This window comes from Mycobacterium cajalii, assembly GCF_045809005.2.
Classification (GTDB): Bacteria; Actinomycetota; Actinomycetes; order Mycobacteriales; family Mycobacteriaceae; genus Mycobacterium.
The window spans coordinates 5,201,783-5,218,942 of record NZ_CM141436.1 but is presented as its reverse complement, the minus strand read 5'-3'; the positions used below and the strand labels follow the sequence as shown (position 1 = coordinate 5,218,942).

14 protein-coding genes and 1 pseudogene are annotated in these 17,160 nt (G+C 69.0%); 8 read left to right on the top strand and 7 right to left on the bottom strand.

Annotation, left to right across the window (positions count from 1 at the left end; all coding sequences use genetic code 11):
* Positions 1-21 precede the first annotated feature (21 nt).
* Together ACJ512_RS24740 and ACJ512_RS24735 are read left to right on the top strand one after the other, a co-directional pair.
* Complete coding sequence (locus tag ACJ512_RS24740; RefSeq protein ID WP_407687108.1) at positions 22-753, top strand: enoyl-CoA hydratase; 732 nt, start codon at positions 22-24, stop codon at positions 751-753.
* Between the two features lie 5 nt (positions 754-758).
* On the top strand, positions 759-1,877 hold the full coding sequence (locus tag ACJ512_RS24735; RefSeq protein WP_407687109.1) for an MBL fold metallo-hydrolase: 1,119 nt from the start codon (positions 759-761) through the stop codon (positions 1,875-1,877).
* 2 nt (positions 1,878-1,879) lie between these two features.
* Here the strand turns inward: ACJ512_RS24735 and ACJ512_RS24730 are convergent, their stop codons facing one another.
* Positions 1,880-2,980, bottom strand: coding sequence for a glycosyltransferase family 4 protein (locus ACJ512_RS24730; protein WP_407687110.1), 1,101 nt, complete (start codon positions 2,978-2,980; stop codon positions 1,880-1,882).
* Positions 2,981-3,045: 65 nt separating this feature from the next.
* On the opposite strand from ACJ512_RS24730, the gene ACJ512_RS24725 reads away from it, so the two are divergent.
* The 5 genes from ACJ512_RS24725 to ACJ512_RS24705 all read left to right on the top strand — a co-directional run bounded on the left by ACJ512_RS24725 (position 3,046) and on the right by ACJ512_RS24705 (position 8,256).
* Positions 3,046-4,638 (top strand): serine hydrolase, encoded by a 1,593-nt coding sequence (locus tag ACJ512_RS24725; protein ID WP_407687111.1) that lies wholly within the window; start codon positions 3,046-3,048, stop codon positions 4,636-4,638.
* On the top strand, positions 4,635-7,025 hold the full coding sequence (locus ACJ512_RS24720; RefSeq protein WP_407687112.1) for an HAD-IC family P-type ATPase: 2,391 nt from the start codon (positions 4,635-4,637) through the stop codon (positions 7,023-7,025). The genes ACJ512_RS24725 and ACJ512_RS24720 overlap by 4 nt, the downstream gene beginning before the upstream one ends.
* A 56-nt stretch (positions 7,026-7,081) precedes the next feature.
* A complete protein-coding gene (locus tag ACJ512_RS24715) occupies positions 7,082-7,264 on the top strand; it encodes an antitoxin (protein WP_407687113.1) in 183 nt (60 codons plus the stop codon).
* A 3-nt stretch (positions 7,265-7,267) separates the two neighbouring features.
* Entirely contained in the window at positions 7,268-7,753 is a 486-nt protein-coding gene (locus ACJ512_RS24710) for a type II toxin-antitoxin system Rv0910 family toxin (RefSeq protein ID WP_407687114.1), read from the top strand.
* 71 nt (positions 7,754-7,824) lie between these two features.
* On the top strand, positions 7,825-8,256 hold the full coding sequence (locus tag ACJ512_RS24705) for a hypothetical protein (protein ID WP_407687115.1): 432 nt from the start codon (positions 7,825-7,827) through the stop codon (positions 8,254-8,256).
* 3 nt (positions 8,257-8,259) lie between these two features.
* Here ACJ512_RS24705 and ACJ512_RS24700 read toward each other — a convergent pair whose 3' ends face one another.
* Positions 8,260-8,742, bottom strand: a complete 483-nt coding sequence (locus tag ACJ512_RS24700) for a VOC family protein (protein ID WP_407687120.1) — start codon at positions 8,740-8,742, stop codon at positions 8,260-8,262.
* Between the two features lie 1,072 nt (positions 8,743-9,814).
* Here ACJ512_RS24700 and ACJ512_RS24695 point away from each other — a divergent pair.
* On the top strand, positions 9,815-11,287 hold the full coding sequence (locus ACJ512_RS24695; RefSeq protein WP_407687116.1) for a DUF4185 domain-containing protein: 1,473 nt from the start codon (positions 9,815-9,817) through the stop codon (positions 11,285-11,287).
* A 32-nt stretch (positions 11,288-11,319) separates the two neighbouring features.
* Here the strand turns inward: ACJ512_RS24695 and ACJ512_RS24690 are convergent.
* The 5 genes and pseudogenes from ACJ512_RS24690 to ACJ512_RS24670 all read right to left on the bottom strand — a co-directional run.
* A pseudogene (locus ACJ512_RS24690) lies at positions 11,320-11,942 on the bottom strand (PE family protein); the annotation flags it as partial.
* A 36-nt stretch (positions 11,943-11,978) separates the two neighbouring features.
* Positions 11,979-13,414 (bottom strand): IS3 family transposase gene (locus tag ACJ512_RS24685; RefSeq protein ID WP_407689799.1). Its coding sequence is split into 2 segments (ribosomal slippage): positions 11,979-13,054 and positions 13,054-13,414, totalling 1,437 coding nucleotides; the frame shifts between segments, so codons are not numbered across the junction.
* A 242-nt stretch (positions 13,415-13,656) separates the two neighbouring features.
* On the bottom strand, positions 13,657-14,010 hold the full coding sequence (locus ACJ512_RS24680; protein WP_407689795.1) for a VOC family protein: 354 nt from the start codon (positions 14,008-14,010) through the stop codon (positions 13,657-13,659).
* Between the two features lie 81 nt (positions 14,011-14,091).
* On the bottom strand, positions 14,092-15,135 hold the full coding sequence (locus tag ACJ512_RS24675) for a class I SAM-dependent methyltransferase (protein WP_461479872.1): 1,044 nt from the start codon (positions 15,133-15,135) through the stop codon (positions 14,092-14,094).
* Between the two features lie 199 nt (positions 15,136-15,334).
* The gene (locus ACJ512_RS24670; RefSeq protein ID WP_407689781.1) at positions 15,335-17,056 is read right to left on the bottom strand and encodes a transposase; all 1,722 of its coding nucleotides are present in this window, start codon (positions 17,054-17,056) and stop codon (positions 15,335-15,337) included.
* Between the last annotated feature and the right edge of the window lie 104 nt (positions 17,057-17,160).

Genomic DNA, 17,160 nt, shown 5'->3' with positions numbered 1-17,160 from the left:
AGGCTATATAAGGTGGCCTGCATGATCGGTGTCACCCAGGCCGGGGCCGTTTTGACCATTGAGCTGCAACGACCCGAGCGCCGCAACGCCCTGAACTCCCAGCTCGTCGAGGAGTTGCGGGAGATTTTCCAGAAGGCCGGCGACGGGACGGTCCGGGCGATCGTGCTGACCGGCCAGGGCACCGCGTTCTGCGCCGGCGCCGACCTGAGCGGTGACGCCTTCGCCGCGGACTACCCCGACCGGCTCATCGAACTGCACAGGTTGATGGACGCCACCCTGATCCCGGTGATCGGCGCCGTCAACGGCCCCGCCGTCGGCGCGGGGCTGCAGCTGGCCATGCGGTGTGACCTGCGGGTCGTCGCGCCCGAGGCGTTCTTCCAGTTCCCGACGTCGAAGTACGGTCTGGCCCTGGACAATTGGAGCATCCGCCGGCTGGCCTCGCTGGTCGGTCACGGGCGGGCCAGTGCGATGCTGCTGACCGCGGAGAAGCTGACCGCCGAGACGGCGTTGCAGACCGGGATGGCCAACCGCATCGGCACCCTCGCCGACGCCCAGGCGTGGGCCGCCGAGATCGCCGGCCTGGCCCCGCTGGCCATCCAGCACGCCAAGCGGGTGCTCAACGACGACGGATCCATGGACGATCAGCTGCCGATCCACAAGGAGCTTTTCGACAAGGCGTGGGCGAGCAAGGACGTCGTCGAGGCCCAGGTCGCCCGCATCGAGAAGCGGCCGCCCAACTTCACGGGCGCCTGACGGTCATGGTGCGGGGGGCGCTGCGGCTGGCCGCCGGCACGGCCTCGCTGGCCGCCGGGGGCTGGGTGGTCCGCGCGCTGCACGGCGCGCCGATAGCGCTGGGCGCGGATGCCACGTCGATCCGGGCGGTGACGGAGCGCTCGCCGCACTGTCGCGACGGCGTCTTCGTCAACCTGGACCCGGTGTCGATGTTCACCATGGACCGCGAGGAGCTGAGGCTCGTCGCCTGGGATTTGGTGGCCGGGCGCGCCAAAAGCCGCCCGCCGGCGTCGATCCCGCTGAGTGCGCCCGGAATCTTCGACAGCGACCCCGGTCGGCTGGCCGTGAGCTGGTTCGGTCATTCCACGGCGCTGCTGGAGATCGACGGCTACCGGGTGTTGACGGATCCGGTGTGGAGCCGGCGCTGCTCACCGTCGGACGTGGTCGGCCCCGAGCGGCTGCATCCGCCGCCGGTGCAGCTGGAGGCGCTGCCCGCCCTCGACGCGGTGGTCATCAGTCACGACCACTACGACCATCTCGACATCGACACCGTGATGATGCTGGCGCGGACCCAGCGGGCGCCGTTCTTCGTGCCGCTCGGGGTGGGCGCACATCTGCGCGCGTGGGGCATCCCCGAGCACCGCGTCGTCGAACTCGACTGGAACCAGAGCGCCCGGGTCGACGAACTCACCCTGATCTGCGCCCCGGCACGGCACTTCTCGGGGCGCTTCCTGGACCGCAACACCACGCTGTGGGCGTCGTGGGCGATCGTCGGGTCGCGTCATCGCGCCTATTTCGGCGGCGACACCGGCTACACCGAAAGCTTCGCCCGGATCGGCGCCGACCACGGGCCGTTCGACCTGACCCTGCTGCCCATCGGCGCCTATAACCGGGCCTGGCCGGACATTCACATGAACCCCGAGGAAGCGGTGCAGGCCCACCTCGACATGACGACCGCAGGGTCGGGCCTGCTGGTGCCCGTTCACTGGGGCACCTTCCGCCTCGCCCCACACCCCTGGGCGGAGCCGGTCGAGCGTCTGCTCGAGGCCGCGAAAGCCGCCGGTGTCGAGGTGGCGGTCCCGGTGCCCGGCGAACGCGTCGGCCCGGCCGGGCGGGTGGGCACCGATGCCTGGTGGCGGCTCTGACGTCAGGCCAGCATGGACAGCCAGGTATCCCACTGCTCGGCGCGCCGGGTCCAGTTGTTCTCGGCGACCGTGTAGGTCACCTGGGCCCGCAGGCGGGCCTCGGTGCCGGCGGGATCGGCCTCGCGCGCGGCCAGTGTGCGGATGACGTGCTTGGCGAAGGCCTCGGCGTGTGCGTGCGGATCGGCCGGCGGCTCCATCAGTTCGGCGAAACCGGCGCCCGTCTCGGGCAAGGCGCCGAGTTCGCTGGTGACGACGGTGCACCCTGCCGCCATCGCCTCCAGCACGGCGATGCACGACGTTTCGGCGAAGGTGTTGGGGTAGGCCAGCAGGGTGGCGCCGCGCAGCGCGTTCGCCAGCGCCGGTTGGGCGACCGAACCGTGATAGGTGACGCCGGGTGTGGTGCGGGCCGCGTCGTAGAGGGGCCGGAACGGGTCCATCAGGGCGTTGTAGACGGCCATGCTGCTGTAGACCTCGAGGCGGGCGTCGGGCACCGAGGCACGGACGAGGGTGAACGCGGCCAGCAGCCGGTCCAGCCCCCGGTAGGGCGTGCTGGTGTAGCACAGGGTTGGCGGGCCCGGTTTGGCCGCCAGGATCGGGCCGTCGCCGAATAGGTTGGCGAAGGCCGGGCCGACGGCGTTGCGCAGGATGCCGATGCGTGCGGGATCGAGCCCGAACGCCTGGTGGAAACAGTCGGCCTGCCACTCGCTGACCATCGCGAAACCGTGGAACAGGGCCCGGATCTCGGGCTGCGCCAGGGCCGCGACGAAGGGCTGGTCGTGCGCGAGGCCGGTCCACAGGATGTGGCGGGTGCCGGGCCGGCACAGCGCCGTGAGTTCGGCGAGCCTGGCGTGCACCCCGCCCAGGTGCACGACGCAGTCGGCGTTGCGGAGCACCCCGTCCCCGGCGACGGGGATCGGTTGGCAGTGGACTCCGCGCACCAGCTTGACCTCGGCGTCACGACTGGCCAGCGTGACCCGGTGACCCAGCTTCACCAGTTCGGTGCTCAGGTAGCAGGCCGCGGACTGCGACCCGCCCAGGGGCCGCTGGAACGGCGTGTCCGGATCGTAAGCCGAGGCGGCGGCGTCGACGAACACGATGTCCATGCGCCCGCACTTTAGGTGCACGAGTGATCAGGCCGCCAACCGACGTACCGCGCTAAGGTTCCGCCATGACGAAACGCGCGGCAACGGCCGCTGTCGTGATGTTGTCGCTCGCGTTCACCGGATGCGAAACCGCACAACACCTGTCGAACCCGCCGTCGGCGGTGTCGCAGGCCCCACCCAACGAGTTCTCGGGAGTTGACATCCCGCCCGGCCGCATCGGCGACGCCGTATCCAGACTCGACGGCCTGGTCGCCGACCTGATGAAGACCAGCGGCATCCCGGGCATGGCGGTCGCCATCGTGCACGGAGGGAAAATACTGTACGCCAAGGGTTTCGGTGTCCGGGACGCGAGCAGGGGCGACCGTCAGGGCAACAGGGTCGACGCCGACACCGTCTTCCAGCTGGCATCGGTGTCCAAGTCGGTGGGTGCGACGGTGGTGGCGCACGAGGTGACCGACAAGGTGATCGCCTGGGACACGCCGGTGGCGTCGGTGCTGCCGTGGTTCTCGCTGTCCGACCCCTACGTCACCAGCCACGTGACCGTCGCCGACTTCTACTCGCACCGCTCCGGGCTGCCCGACCACGCCGGCGACAAACTCGAGGACCTGGGCTACGACCGCCGCCAGACGCTGGAGCGGCTCAAGTACGTTCCCCTGGCGCCGTTTCGAAACACCTACGCCTACACCAACTTCGGCGTGACCGCCGCGGCCGAGGCGGTGGCCGCGGCGGCGGGCAAACCGTGGGCGGAGCTCTCCGGCGAGGTGCTCTACCGGCCGCTGGGCATGGCGTCGACGAGCTCGCGCTACGCCGACTTCCTGGCCCGGCCCGACCACGCGGTCGGCCACGTCAAGGTCGGCGACAAGTGGGAGCCGCGCTACCAGCGGGATCCCGACCCCCAGTCGGCCGCCGGTGGCGTGAGCTCCTCGGTCAACGACATGGCGCGCTGGCTGACGATGCTGCTGGCCAACGGCGCCTACGACGGCGGGCGGATCACCTCGCCCGAAGCCCTGCTGCCCGCCATCACCCCGCAGATCGTCTCGATCCCGGCCGCAAACCCCAAGGCGCGCTCCGGTTTCTACGGCCACGGGTTCAACGTCACGGTGAGCTCGTCGGGGCGCACCGAGCTGAGCCATTCCGGCGCCTTCACGATGGGCGCCGCGACCAACTTCGTGGTCTTGCCGTCCGAGGACCTGGCCATCGTCGCGCTGACCAACGCCGCGCCCATCGGCGTGCCGGAGACGCTGACCGCCGAATTCCTGGATCTGGTGCAGTACGGTCAGATCCGCGAGGACTGGGCCGGGCTCTACCAGAAGGCGACGGGCTGGATGAACAACCCCGAGGGCTCGCTGGTCGGCAAGCAGCCCCCCGCCGATCCCGCGCCGGCCAGGCCGCTCGGCGAGTACCTCGGCGTGTACACCAGCGACTACTGCGGCCCGGCGATCGTGACCGAACACGACGGCGCGCTGCAGCTGGAGATGGGGCCCAAAAACCGGACGTTCCCCTTGACGCACTGGGACGGCGACACCTTCACCTTTCCGGTGACCGACGAAAACGCGCCGCCCGGAACGATTTCCAAGGCGGCATTCGCCGGGGCCCCGGCCGCCACGCTGAACTTGGAGTACTTCGACTCCGACAAGCTGGGAACCTTCACCCGATGACGCCGGCCGGCGCCGTCGGCCTGACCGACGCCGAGGTGGCCCGGCGGGTCGCCGAGGGCCACGGCAACACCACCCCGCGACGCGCCACCCGCAGCGTCGCCGCGATCGTGCGCGCCAACGTCTTCACCCGGATCAACGCGATCCTGGGGGTGCTGTTGCTGATCGTGCTGGCGACCGGCTCGTTGATCAACGGGCTGTTCGGCCTGCTGATCGTCGCCAACAGCGTCATCGGCATGGTCCAGGAGATCCGCGCCAAACAGACGCTGGACAAGCTGGCGATCATCGGGCAGGCGAAACCCTTGGTGCGCAGGGCCTCCGGGACGCGCGCGTTGCCGCCCGAGCAGGTGGTGCGCGACGATGTCATCGAGCTGGGACCCGGTGACCAGGTCGTCGTCGACGGCGAGATCGTCGAGGAGAACAACCTGGAGATCGACGAATCGCTGCTCACCGGGGAGGCCGATCCGATCGCCAAGGACACCGGCGACGCGGTGATGTCGGGCAGCTTCGTCGTCGCCGGCACCGGGGCCTACCGGGCGACGAACGTCGGGCCGGAGTCCTACGCCGCCAGGCTCGCCGAGGAGGCCAGCAAGTTCAGCCTGGTGAATTCCGAACTGCGCAAGGGCATCAACCGGATCCTGCAGTTCATCACCTACCTGTTGGTGCCGGCCGGCCTGTTGACCATCTACACCCAGTTGTTCACCACCCACGTCGGGTGGCGGCAGTCGGTGTTGCGCACGGTCGGTGCGCTGGTGCCGATGGTGCCCGAGGGGCTGGTGCTGCTGACCTCGATCGCGTTCGCCGTCGGCGTCGTCAGGCTGGGCCAACGCCGTTGTCTGGTACAGGAACTGCCGGCCATCGAGGGACTGGCCCGCGTCGACGTGGTCTGCGCCGACAAGACGGGCACGCTGACCGAGAGCGGCATGCGGGTCCGCGAGGTCCAGGAACTGGTCGCGAGCCCGGCAACCGTCGCCGACGTCCTGGCCGCGCTGGCCGCCGCCGACCCGCGACCGAACGCCAGCATGCAGGCGATCGCAGAATCTTACGGCCGCCCGCCCGGCTGGATCGTCACGGCGAGTGCGCCGTTCAAGTCGGCGACCAAGTGGAGCGGCGTGTCGTTCCGCGACCACGGCCACTGGGTCATCGGGGCGCCCGATGTGCTGCTCGACCCCGCCTCGGCGGCCGCGCAGCAGGCCGAGCGCCTCGGGTCGCGGGGGCTGCGGGTGTTGCTGTTGGGTGCCGCCGAGGGTGCCGTGGACCGCCCGGACGCGCCGGGCCGCGTCCGGGCGGTCGCCCTGGTGGTGCTCGAGCAGAAGGTGCGCCCGGACGCCCACGAAACGCTCGATTACTTTGCCGCCCAGGGGGTTTCCGTCAAGGTGCTGTCCGGCGACAACGCGGTGTCGGTGGCTGCGGTAGTCCGCGAGCTCGGGCTGCACGGGGAGACGATGGACGCGCGCCGGTTGCCGGCCGACGACGCGGCGCTGGCCGACGCTCTGGAGTCACACACCACCTTCGGCCGGGTGCGCCCCGACCAGAAGCGGGCCGTCGTGCATGCACTGCAGGCGCGCGGTCACACCGTGGCGATGACCGGTGACGGCGTCAACGACGTGCTGGCCCTCAAGGACGCGGACATCGGTGTCGCGATGGGCGCGGGCAGCCCGGCGTCGCGCGCCGTCGCGCAGATCGTGTTGCTGGACAACAGGTTTGCCACGCTCCCCTATGTCGTGGGCGAGGGCAGGCGGGTGATCGGCAACATCGAGCGGGTTGCCAACCTGTTCCTGACCAAGACGGTGTACTCGGTGCTGCTGGCGTTGCTGGTCGGCGCCGAATGCCTGTTCGCCAAAGCGCTGAACGCCGATCCGCTGCTCTACCCGTTCCAGCCCATCCACGTCACCATCGCGGCGTGGTTCACGATCGGGATCCCCTCGTTCATCCTTTCGCTGGCACCCAACAACGAGCGCGCCCAGACCGGCTTCGTGCGGCGGGTGCTGACGTCGGCGCTGCCGTCGGGACTGATCGTGGGCGTCGCGACATTCGTCTCCTACCTGGCCGCCTACCAGGGCCGCCACGCCACGTTCCGGCAGCAGGATCAGGCGTCGACCGCCGCGCTGATCACGCTGCTGGTCACCGCGCTGTGGGTGCTGGCCGTGGTGGCACGGCCGTACCAGTGGTGGCGGGTGGCGCTCGTGGCCGGCTCCGGGCTGGCCTATGTGGTGATCTTCAGCATCCCGCTGGCCCGGCAGAAGTTCCTGCTGGATCCGTCCAATGTGACGGTCACCGCGGTCGCGCTGGGGATCGGCGTGCTGGGCGCCGCGGCGATCGAGGCGCTGTGGTGGACGCGGGCCAGGATGCTCGGCGAGCGCCCGCGGCTGTGGCGTCAGGCCGGTTAGCAGGCAAGTAGGGTTTGCAGCGGTTGAGTAGGGTTTCCCGGGGGAAGGACAGGTGCATGGGATTCCTGGACAAGGCGAAGGACCTGCTGTTGCAGAACACGGAGACGGTCGAGAAGGCCATCGACAGCGCCGGCGCGTTCGTCGACGACAAGACGCAGGGCAAGTACTCCGACACCGTTCACAAGGTGGCCGAAGAGGCCAAGAAGGCGGCCGGTTCCGTGGCCGATCAGCAGGGCTGAGCGATGGCGAAACTCTCGGGATCCATCGACGTCCCCCTACCCCCGGAGACGGCCTGGCAGCACGCCTCGGACCTGTCCCGGTTCAGGGAATGGCTGACCATCCACCGGGTGTGGCGCAGCACCCTGCCCGACGAGATCGACAAGGGCACCGTCATCGAGTCGATCGTCGAGGTCAAGGGGATGTACAACCGGGTCAGATGGACGGTCGTGCGCTACAAGCCGCCGGAGGGCATGACCCTCAACGGTGACGGCGTCGGCGGTGTCAAGGTCAAGCTGATGGCCAAGGTCGCGCCCAAGGACGACGGCTCCGTCGTCAGCTTCGACGTCCATCTCGGCGGCCCGGCCCTGTTCGGGCCGATCGGCATGATCGTCGCCGCGGCGTTGCGCAGCGACATCAACGAATCGCTGCAGAACTTCCTCACCGTGTTCACGGGAACCGGCACCTCGTCCCGCCCGGGCCTGAACGGAGACGGCCGCTCCCGACGCTGACGGCCGTGCCGGCCCGGGCGCCGCGTGGCGAGCCGGAAACCTGTCCGAGCCCCCTACTAATGTGGGAACTCGTGACTCGGCGGCTGGGCCCTGGTTGGCTGGTGGCGCTCTGCGCGCTGATCATCTCGGCCAGCGCCTGGATGCCGTGGCTGACGACGGCGGTCAACGGCGGGGGCTGGGCCAACGCCATCGGGGGGGCGCACGGCAGCTTGCACCTTCCCCCCGGCTTCGGTGCCGGGCAGCTCATCGTGTTGCTGTCCTCGGCTCTGCTGGTCGCCGGGGCGATGGTGGGCCGCGGTTTATCGGTGAAGCTCGCTTCGGTTGCCGCCCTGATCATTTCGCTGATGCTGGTGGGGCTGACGGCGTGGTACTACCAGCTCAACGTCAATCCGCCGGTGTCGGCCGAGTACGGGCTCTACGTCGGGGCGATCGCCGCGCTGTGCGCGGCGGCGTGCTCGCTCGTGGCCGTCGTCGCGGCGGCCTCGGGCGGGCGCGCGCAGTGAGGCTCAGCGTGGGGGGAACTCGTGCCGCCCCGAGTCGGCGCTGCCCGCGGGCTCGTTGACGCCGAACACGAACGGCGCGAACACGACTTCGCGACCGTCCGGGTCCCGATAGGTGACCGCCCCCGTCGCTTCCCAGTACGGGTGCTGCGGCACCGGTTCGGCTGCCGCGGCCCGCAGCCGCGCGGTCGCCGCCTGCAAGGCGTGCTCGTCGGGGAAGTACAGGCACAGCTGGTCGTGGGGATCCACCGTCACGGGCTCGACCGACTCGACGATTTCGAGCGTCAGATTCCAGCTGGGCAGGCCGAATATCGCACCGGTGCTGCCATAGCTGGCTTCGAACGTCTCGAAGAGCGGCAGGCCCACCAGATCGCGGTAGAACCGCACGGTGTCGTGGAAGTTCGGCGAGCGCCGGGCGAAGCGGATCGCGCCGATCGGCGCCAACTGCGCGGGCCAGTGCGTTGCGCGGTGAGGTCTCCGGTCTTCCACGGCTTCTCCGATCCGCCGAGCTACGCTGCCGCGCGGCGCGCGGATGCGGACCCGCAGCAACCAGTGTGCACCCCGGCCAGGGTGAATCAGTCGGCGGCGAGACCCCGCAATGAATCCCCCTTCGCTCGGATAAAGGGCGGCCCCGCCGGCTCTCGGGCTGAACCGACGGGACCTGGGCGAGCACGTAGGCCGGCCGACGCGCTCACCTCTTTTGGAACATTGCCCCCGGCGCCAGGAGACAAACATCGGAATTCGACACTCTGTGAGGGCGCGGTGAACGCCTCGAGCCGTGGGCGCCGTGGTTTGCCCAGTACGGCACGCAAGCTCACGAGGCGTCGGACCGGTTGTGCGGCAGCGCATTTCGGCGATCATCGCGGTGCCCACGATGGTCGCGCGCCATCGTACAGCGGTACGACGGGTGTTTCGAGCGTCGCCGAGCCTACTGCAGCGGCGGAGCTGGCGGCGCCGACGGCGCCGGGGGGAGCGGAAAGGGTCGACGGCGGCGGCAACGTCGTGAGCGGGGTGGGCGTGGTGGCGCGTCGCGGAGACGAGGGCGTTCGAGTGCCAATTCTCATCCCAGGCGATTCCGGCGAGAGCGATTCCCGCGCCGATCGCCAGCAGGGCGTAATGCCGCGAGTGTCGGGCTTTCATGGGCCGTGCTCCTGTCCGAAATGGGAGAGGGCGGTTGACTCGTCCGGCGGCAGTTCCGGATAGCGAATCGTATTGATCCGTGGTGCGAATCTGTCGTCCCGACCGGATAGCACCGCGGGCGTGCCGCGCAAGGCCCGATCGGCGGGGAAAAAATGAGGTCACGACGTTTGCCGCCGGTCTTCCGGGAGGGGAACGCGGGCGGGTGCGCCCGGCCGGTGCGGGAGCACGCAACGGCCGTGGGGCCGCGGGGCGCTGACTACCGCGGTTTCGTCGCCGTCGACCCCGAGGCGGCTGAGTTTCGACACGGTCACGGATGCATACCTATCGGCAACTCACTAGTCACAATCGCCCCGTGAATCACTATCGTCACATTTGCCCACTGCGGCGTCAATGCGAGGTTCTGCCCGCGGAAAGGTGTTACATGTCGGCGATTCTTCGAAGCCTGGCGCTTTCGATGGCGTCGGCGGCTGCTATCGGACTTACCGTCGCGATAGGTACCGCTCCGTCGGCGACCGCCACGCCTTGCAGTGCGCCGGAAGCGAACATTCCGCCGCCCAACATGCAGCCGGCCATGCCGGCGCCCGGTCCTGTCGTGCAACCGCCGACGGGTCGCCGGCCCGCGCACACCAACGACAGCGCGCCGTTGCCCAAGCTGGGTCCACTGATCTCGTCGCTGCTCAAGCCCGTTGCCCCGAACACGAGGTACGCCGCGCCGCTGCAGCCGCAGGCGGGGGTCGCTCCGCCCGGACCCAACCCCCCGGCCCCGCAGCCGCCGAATGCGAACCAGCTGGCGCCGAACGCCGCACCGGCGCAGCCGCCGGCGCCGGCGCCGGAGGCCGAGGTTCCCTCGATCGCGGGGGCCCCGACGTCCCTCGTCGACTTCGTGACCGGGACCAACAGCCCCAACCAGACCCTCAAGCGGTTCGGCATCTCCGGGACTGACCTCGGAATCGCCTGGGACAACGGCGATCCCGTCAACCACCAGGTGCTGATGGCCTTCGGTGACACGTTCGGCTACTGCAGCGTGCACGGCCAGCAGTGGCGCTACAACACGCTCTTCCGCAGCTCGGACCGCGATTTGTCCCAGGGGATCCACATCGCCGACGGCGTGCCCAACAACAGGTACTCCGGCTCGCCGGTGTGGACGAGCGGCCTCTCCAAACAGGTCGTCAACAGCATCCACAAGGCCCCCCACGAGACGGGGATCATTCCCACCGCGGCCATCTCCGTCGGGCGAACCCAGTTCATGAACTACATGTCCATCCGGCAATGGGGCCGCGACGGCGAGTGGTCGACGAACTATTCGGCGATCGCGAGATCGCTTGACAATGGCCAGACTTGGGGTGTCTACCCCGGGACCATCCGTACCGCCTCACCGGACGCCATTCCCGGCGCCAGGTTCGTCCCGGGGAACGAGAACTTCCAGATGGGCGCGTTCATGAAGGGTAACGACGGCTACCTGTATTCGTTCGGCACCCCGTCCGGCCGTGGCGGGAACGCCTACCTGGCCCGGGTGCAGCCGGGCGTCCTGCCCGACCTGAGCAAATACCAGTACTGGAACGGCGACTCCAACACCTGGGTCCCGGCCGATCCGGGGGCCGCGACACCGGTGATCCCGGGCCCGGTCGGGGAGATGTCGGCCCAGTACAACAACTACCTCAAGCAGTACCTGGTGCTCTACACCAACGGCGGCAGCAACGACGTCGTGGCGAGGACGGCGCCCGCCCCACAGGGGCCGTGGAGCCCCGAGCAACCGCTCGTGTCGTCGTTCCAGATGCCCGGTGGCATCTACGCGCCGATGATCCACCCGTGGTCGTCGGGCAGGGACCTGTACTTCAACCTGTCGCTGTGGTCGGCCTATGACGTGATGTTGATGCACACGGTGCTGCCGTAGCCGCGGCGTTCCACGCGCTACAGCCACCACCAGCCCGGATCGGCGCCACCGGCGCCACCGTTGTAGGCGCCGCCACCGCCACCCCCGCCGCCGGAGCCACCGCTGTGCCCGCGCCGCCGGCACCGCCGACGTCGTAGCCGCCGCGGCCGCCGCCCGGTGTGGCGCCCGCGCCACCGTAGCCGACGGTGCTGCCGAAGCCGGGCACGCCGCCGCCACCGCCCCCGACGCCGATCAGTCCCGCCGGCCCGCCTGCCCCGCCGGCCACCCCTGCGGTCGTGCTGGCGCCGCCGTTGCCGTACAGGATCCCGCCGGGACCACCCTGCTGCCCGACGCCGTTGACGGTGGTCCCATTGACGCCGTTGCCGATCAGCGGGCGGCCGAACAGCGCCTCGGTGGGCGCGTTGATCGCACCGAGCAGGCTCTGCTCGACGTTGGCGGCCTCGGTGGCCGCATACGAGCCACCGCCGGCGGTCACGGCCTGCACGAACTGGTCGTGGAACGCCGCCGCCCGCTCACTCAGCGCGTGATAGGCCAGCGCGTGGGTGCTGAACCGTGCCGCGATGGCCGCCTGGGCGCCGCTGATCGCCGAGCCGATCCCGGCCAGGTCACGCGCCGCCGACACCAACGTTTCCGGGGCCGCGATCACAAACGACATCCGGCCGGAACATGTCAAGGCCGGTGAGACAGTTTCTTACGCGGATTTGATGAGTGCTTCGGGGGTTGGTTGGTTGATCCAGGCGACGGTGGGCAGTTTCGGTGGGGTGGGTCGGCGGTGCCGGAATCTGGCGGGGTTGGCGGCGTAGGTCGCATCCAGGGTGGCGGCGCGCTGGGCCTGGATCTGGGTTGCGGTGCCGTAGTGCACTGAGGCCGCGGTGTGTAGCGCAATGCCACTGTGACGATGTTCATGGTTGTAGTAATCGAAGAATGCGCCGCAGAAGGCGCGGGCGTCTTCGATGGAGCCGAACCGGGCCGGGAACGCCGGGCAGTACTTGAGGGTCTTGAAATTGGCCTCCGAGTAGGGATTGTCGTTGGATACATGCGGGCGGCTGTGGCTGCGGTCCACACCCAGGTCGGTCAGCAGTTGGGCGACCGGCTTGGAGGTCATCGAAGTGCCGCGATCGGCATGTAGGGCCAGTTGACCGGGCTCGATGCCGTGGCTGGCCAGCGTGTCGTCGATGAACTGCTTGGCCAACTCACCGGTCTCGGTGGCAGCGAGGGTCCAACCGACCACGTAGCGCGAGAAGATGTCGATGATCACATACAGCTGATAGAAGATACCGCGTTGCGGCCCTTGCAGTTTCGTTATGTCCCACGACCAGACCTGGTTGGGTGCGGTGGCGATCAGCTCGGGTTTCTTGCGCGCCGGGTGGGTGCGCTGACGGCGCCGCTCCCGATTCTCCCCGGCAATGGCTAAAAGCCGGTACATGGTGCGAATCGAGCACAAGTAGATGCCGTCATCGAGTAGCCGCGCCCACACCTGCGCCGGTGCCAGATCGCAGTACTCCGCCGATCGCAGCACCGTCAGGATCTGCTGGCGTTGGGCCTCGGTGAGCTTGTTGGGCGGCTCCGGCCGAGCCCGCGGCGCCGGGCGTGGTGGCGGGTTGCGGCGCCGATACAGCGTGGCCCGTGACGCGCCCAGCAACTCACACGCCCGCGTCGTCGACGTCGCCGCCTCCAGGGCGGGCAGATGCTCGCCGATCACGGCTTGCACCTCGGCTCGGAGTCCGCGCTCCCGGAGAGCATCTCCAAGAGCGCGTGTGCTTTTCCCGTGATCTCCAGGGCCAGCTTGGTGCGGCTCAGCTCGGCTTCCAGCGCCTTGGTGCGCCGCCGCAGCTTGTCCAGCTCGACCTGCTCAGCGCTGCGTTTCGGCTTGCCCCGCGACGCCAGCCCGGCACGGGCACCGGCGTCGCGGGCCTTGCGCCACTCGGCGATGTGCGAGCTATACAGGCCCTCGCGGCGCAGCAACGCACCACGCTCGGACGAACCCGCCGGCAGCGCGTCGTACTCATCGAGGATCCGGGCCTTGTACTCAGCGGTAAACGTGCGCCGCCGGGCCCGAGCACCTGGATCCGGCGCGCTGTCCACTTGATCAGTATCAGCGCACCCCTGCAGGGATGCGATCGTCATAGTCACGGAAATGGTGATCCTGTCTCGCCCTGTAGCGATAATCGGCTACTGCTGCTGTCTCACCTAACCCTGTCACACAGGGGGCTCCTTCGACGCCACGCTGTCCGGTCTGACGCGACATTGTGCGTCAATTGCGTGGCATCGACGGCCGCTCAACGGGTACGGGCGGCGAACGCGAAATTAATTCACCGCTGCGCCGCGTGCTCGCTGTCAGGCGGAAGGGCGTTGCGGCACGTCGTCTTTCACCGGGCCAGCGGTTTGTAGAAAACCAGGCCGTTGCCCTTGTTGTCGTAGACCACGGCACGGCGTTCGTGTGCGTCGTCGTACGGGCCTTTCACGATGCCGCCGCCGCTGTCCTCCACCGCCTTCGCCGCGGCGTCGACGTCGGCGGTCTTGATGCCGACGACGACCTGTCCGGGAATGGGGTGGTCCACCTCGGTCGCCAGGGCGAGGGTGACCGGCCCGCCATCCAGGGCCGCGAAATGGGCACCGTCGCGAAACTTCAGCGGCATTCCCAGCGTCTCGCTGTAGAACCGGATCGACTCGTCCAGGTCGTCGGTCGACAAGATGATCATCTTCACTTCGTGCTCGCTCAACGGTGCCTCCTTTGGCTGAAACCGCCTTACAGAGTAAGCGCGATGTCAAGGCGCGCAACTCTTGTCGGAGGCTGCCGCGCGTCAAACCAGCGGGAGCGAGAGGTCTTCGGAGATCACACACGACAGAGTCTTTGCCAGTGGCGAGTCGCTGTCGTGAACGACGCAGATGTCAAAGCCCCAAACCGGGCGGTGCCGGATGTGGGTCAGGTAGTTGAGCAGGTTGGTGACGGGCGGTTCGGCCGAAAGATCGAGGCGGCCATAAAATCGTCCCGGGTCGTCCCAGACGAAAGCCCGCCGATACCCGGCCTCGACCAGGCGCGCGAAAAGTCGTCGGGCCCGTGTGCACGCCGCCGTCGCTTCCGCTCGGTCGGGCGTGGTGATCTCGAGCTCGAAGTAGATGGGAAACGTCGGCGCCGGCAGATCCAGGCAACCGTCGACGAGCGCCAGGTCGGTGCCGTCGGTGTCGATCTTCACCAGCGCCACGTCCCCGGCCTCGCTGACCAGTCGACCGATCGGGACGACCGCCCCGTGTTCGGAGTACGGCCCGTCGATCGGCTTGGCCGTGCCGCCCCAGTGGAACAACGCCCGGGCGGGTTCGTCCTCGTGCGCCGTGACGTAGCAGTCCGCGACCGTGGCTCGACCCGCGAAGTGGCGAGCGACGTTGTCGCGCAGGTACGTCAGGAAGTAGTCCGACGGCTCCACGCAGAGGACGTTCAGCGTGCTGTAGCGGGCGATGAGCGCCAGGGTGTCGCCGACGTTGGCGCCGATGTCCACCGCGACACCGCGGCGACCGAGCCGCTCCAGCGCGGTCACCACCTCGGCCAGGCCCTGCTCGCGGTACGGCTGGAACAGGCCCCCGCCGGGGGAGTGGAACTGCAGCAGGACGTGCCCGGACGGCACGGTCAACTCATAGCCGTGCAGGTCGAAGTCGACCGGAACCTGCATCGCGAAGCCCGCCTGCATATGAGTCACGTGCTCATCCTGCACGGGACCGAAATCGTCCGCCACCGGCGCGAGGTCTTCTCGCGGAGTTGCGGATGCGCTATGGGCATTTAGCGCGCTGTCGACCAGCCCCGGCGCTCGCGCGTTCTGCGACCAACACGCGCAGCCGGCGACACTCACCATCAAGCCCTCCGCGCCCTAGGTGGCTGGTGTCGAACGGCCATTGTGGGGGCGCTGGTTGACCGGTCGGGCTATTGGGCGATGCTCGTGTGGTCGTGAGCGGTTCCTAGCTCAGGTGAATTCGGTTGTCGGGATTGGCGATTCCGTTGCTTGGCTGGTCTACAGGCGGTCCTGGTGGGCCGGTTGGCATCGCCGACCGGCCTCAGGTCGTGGCGGCGGCCCAGTTTGCGCCTTCCCGGTGTAATCCGAGCACACCCAGGCGTGCGAGGTTGATCGCGGCGGCCAGCAGGGAGAAATCGGCGGCGACCTTGGTGGTGCCGCGCACGCGCGCACGGCGGCCGCCGTGGCGGCGGCGCATCAGGTGGCCGATCTTGCGTTCCACTTTCGGCCGGGTGGCCTTGTAGTCGGCGACCCAGCCCGGATCTGCTTGGGTGGTGCGAGCACGGGTGAGTTCGGCCTCGTAGCGGCTGATCGCGATGGTGCGCCCGGCGGTTGAGCTGGTGCACTGCTCGGCCAGTGGGCAGCAGGCGCAAGCCGGGCCGAACACCGCGTTGCCGCCGCCGCCCTTGGCCGGGCGGATCGGCACGGTCACCGCGCCCGGGCAGGTGACCGTGCCGACGTCGAGGTCGATGACGAAGCGGTCCTTGGCGTAGCGGCCACCCGGCGCGGTCGGTGGCTGCACCTTGGTGAAGATTTCCGCGCCCGCGGTTTCCAACACGGCCAGCAGTTTGCCCGCACCGTAGGCGGCGTCGCCGTAAACCGCCGGGCATCGCTGGTCTTGGGCTCCGCACACGCTGGGGGCGCTCCCGTCGCCATCACCATCACCGACCGCGCTGGCCGCGGTCGTCGTGCCAGCACTTGCACCGAGGCTCGAGTCGTCCTGAGGATCAACGCAATCTCCGTCGGCGGTGTTGGTGTCGCTGGTCACCGGAGTGGGTAGGTCGCCGGCCAGCAGGTCGGTGGCGGGTTGGGCGTCGCCGGCGTTGCCGGCGGTGACTTCGGTGGCGGTGATGATCTCGGCGTCGGGGTCGATCGCGATGTGACCCTTGTATCCGTCGAAACCCCGCGCGGAGGTCTTGTGGCCGTGGCGTGCCTGCGGGTCCACCGTGGAGATCACCCGATCGGCGGCCACACGGCGCGCGATGCGGAATATCCCGTCGGCGGCGTCTTGGTCGAGGTCCTGGCCGACCACGGTGGCCAACAGTTTGGCCGCCTTGTCCACCTCGGGCTTCAGCGCCTGCTCATCCAGGCAGGCCAGCAGCGCAGACGCGTCGCGGGCCAGCGCGTCCACCAGCGCCTCGCGCGCCGCCACGTCGTCGTAGTCACACACCGGTTTGCCGGCGCTGACGTAGTCGTCGTCGCGGGACAGCCGCGCCCGCAGCGCGGGTTGCAGCTCCGCGCCGGCGACCGCCAGCAGTCCCCGGATCGCCGAGCGGATCAATGTGACCGTGTCCATGGTGGCCACCGCGTCATACAGCGGGGTCGAGTCCAGCACCCGCTTACGGCCCACCAGCCCGGCCGCCTTGGCCGCTTGCAGGGTGACCTCAAAGATCCGGTCCGGGCGATCCGAGCGGGCCAGCCTCGCGCGCATGTCCACCAACACGGTGTGCACAAACCCCGGATAATCGAAGTCCAGCCCGCCCGCGGCATACTTCCACCGCGCGTCGAACGCGAACCGATCCACCGCCTCCCGATCCGAAAGCCCCTCGATGCGCTGCAACACCATCACCACCGCCACAATCATCGGCGGCACGCTGCGCCGGCCGACATCGGTGAACAAGTCGGCGAACATTTCATCGCCGAACAAGTTGAAGCACTCCCGGTGCAGCACGCTGTAAATCGAGTCCGGCGCCACCCGGCCCTCGCAGAAATCCACCGTCGACCGCCACAAATCCGCCTGTTTCGGCGTCAAACCCAAACTCACCCAACCATTCTCGCCGACCGCACCCGATTACCCGGTCAACGCCACGCGAAAAACACCAGCCACCTAGGCAACCGCCTCGTCGGCATCCTGCACGGCCGCCTACG

What these genes read in the sequence shown, in the direction of transcription:
- ACJ512_RS24740 (WP_407687108.1), top strand. Translation starts at nt 22, where the DNA reads ATGATCGGTGTCACCCAGGCCGGGGCCGTTTTGACCATTGAGCTGCAA.
- ACJ512_RS24735 (WP_407687109.1), top strand. Translation starts at nt 759, where the DNA reads ATGGTGCGGGGGGCGCTGCGGCTGGCCGCCGGCACGGCCTCGCTGGCC.
- ACJ512_RS24730 (WP_407687110.1), bottom strand. Translation starts at nt 2,980, where the DNA reads ATGGACATCGTGTTCGTCGACGCCGCCGCCTCGGCTTACGATCCGGAC.
- ACJ512_RS24725 (WP_407687111.1), top strand. Translation starts at nt 3,046, where the DNA reads ATGACGAAACGCGCGGCAACGGCCGCTGTCGTGATGTTGTCGCTCGCG.
- ACJ512_RS24720 (WP_407687112.1), top strand. Translation starts at nt 4,635, where the DNA reads ATGACGCCGGCCGGCGCCGTCGGCCTGACCGACGCCGAGGTGGCCCGG.
- ACJ512_RS24715 (WP_407687113.1), top strand. Translation starts at nt 7,082, where the DNA reads ATGGGATTCCTGGACAAGGCGAAGGACCTGCTGTTGCAGAACACGGAG.
- ACJ512_RS24710 (WP_407687114.1), top strand. Translation starts at nt 7,268, where the DNA reads ATGGCGAAACTCTCGGGATCCATCGACGTCCCCCTACCCCCGGAGACG.
- ACJ512_RS24695 (WP_407687116.1), top strand. Translation starts at nt 9,815, where the DNA reads ATGTCGGCGATTCTTCGAAGCCTGGCGCTTTCGATGGCGTCGGCGGCT.
- ACJ512_RS24675 (WP_461479872.1), bottom strand. Translation starts at nt 15,135, where the DNA reads ATGGTGAGTGTCGCCGGCTGCGCGTGTTGGTCGCAGAACGCGCGAGCG.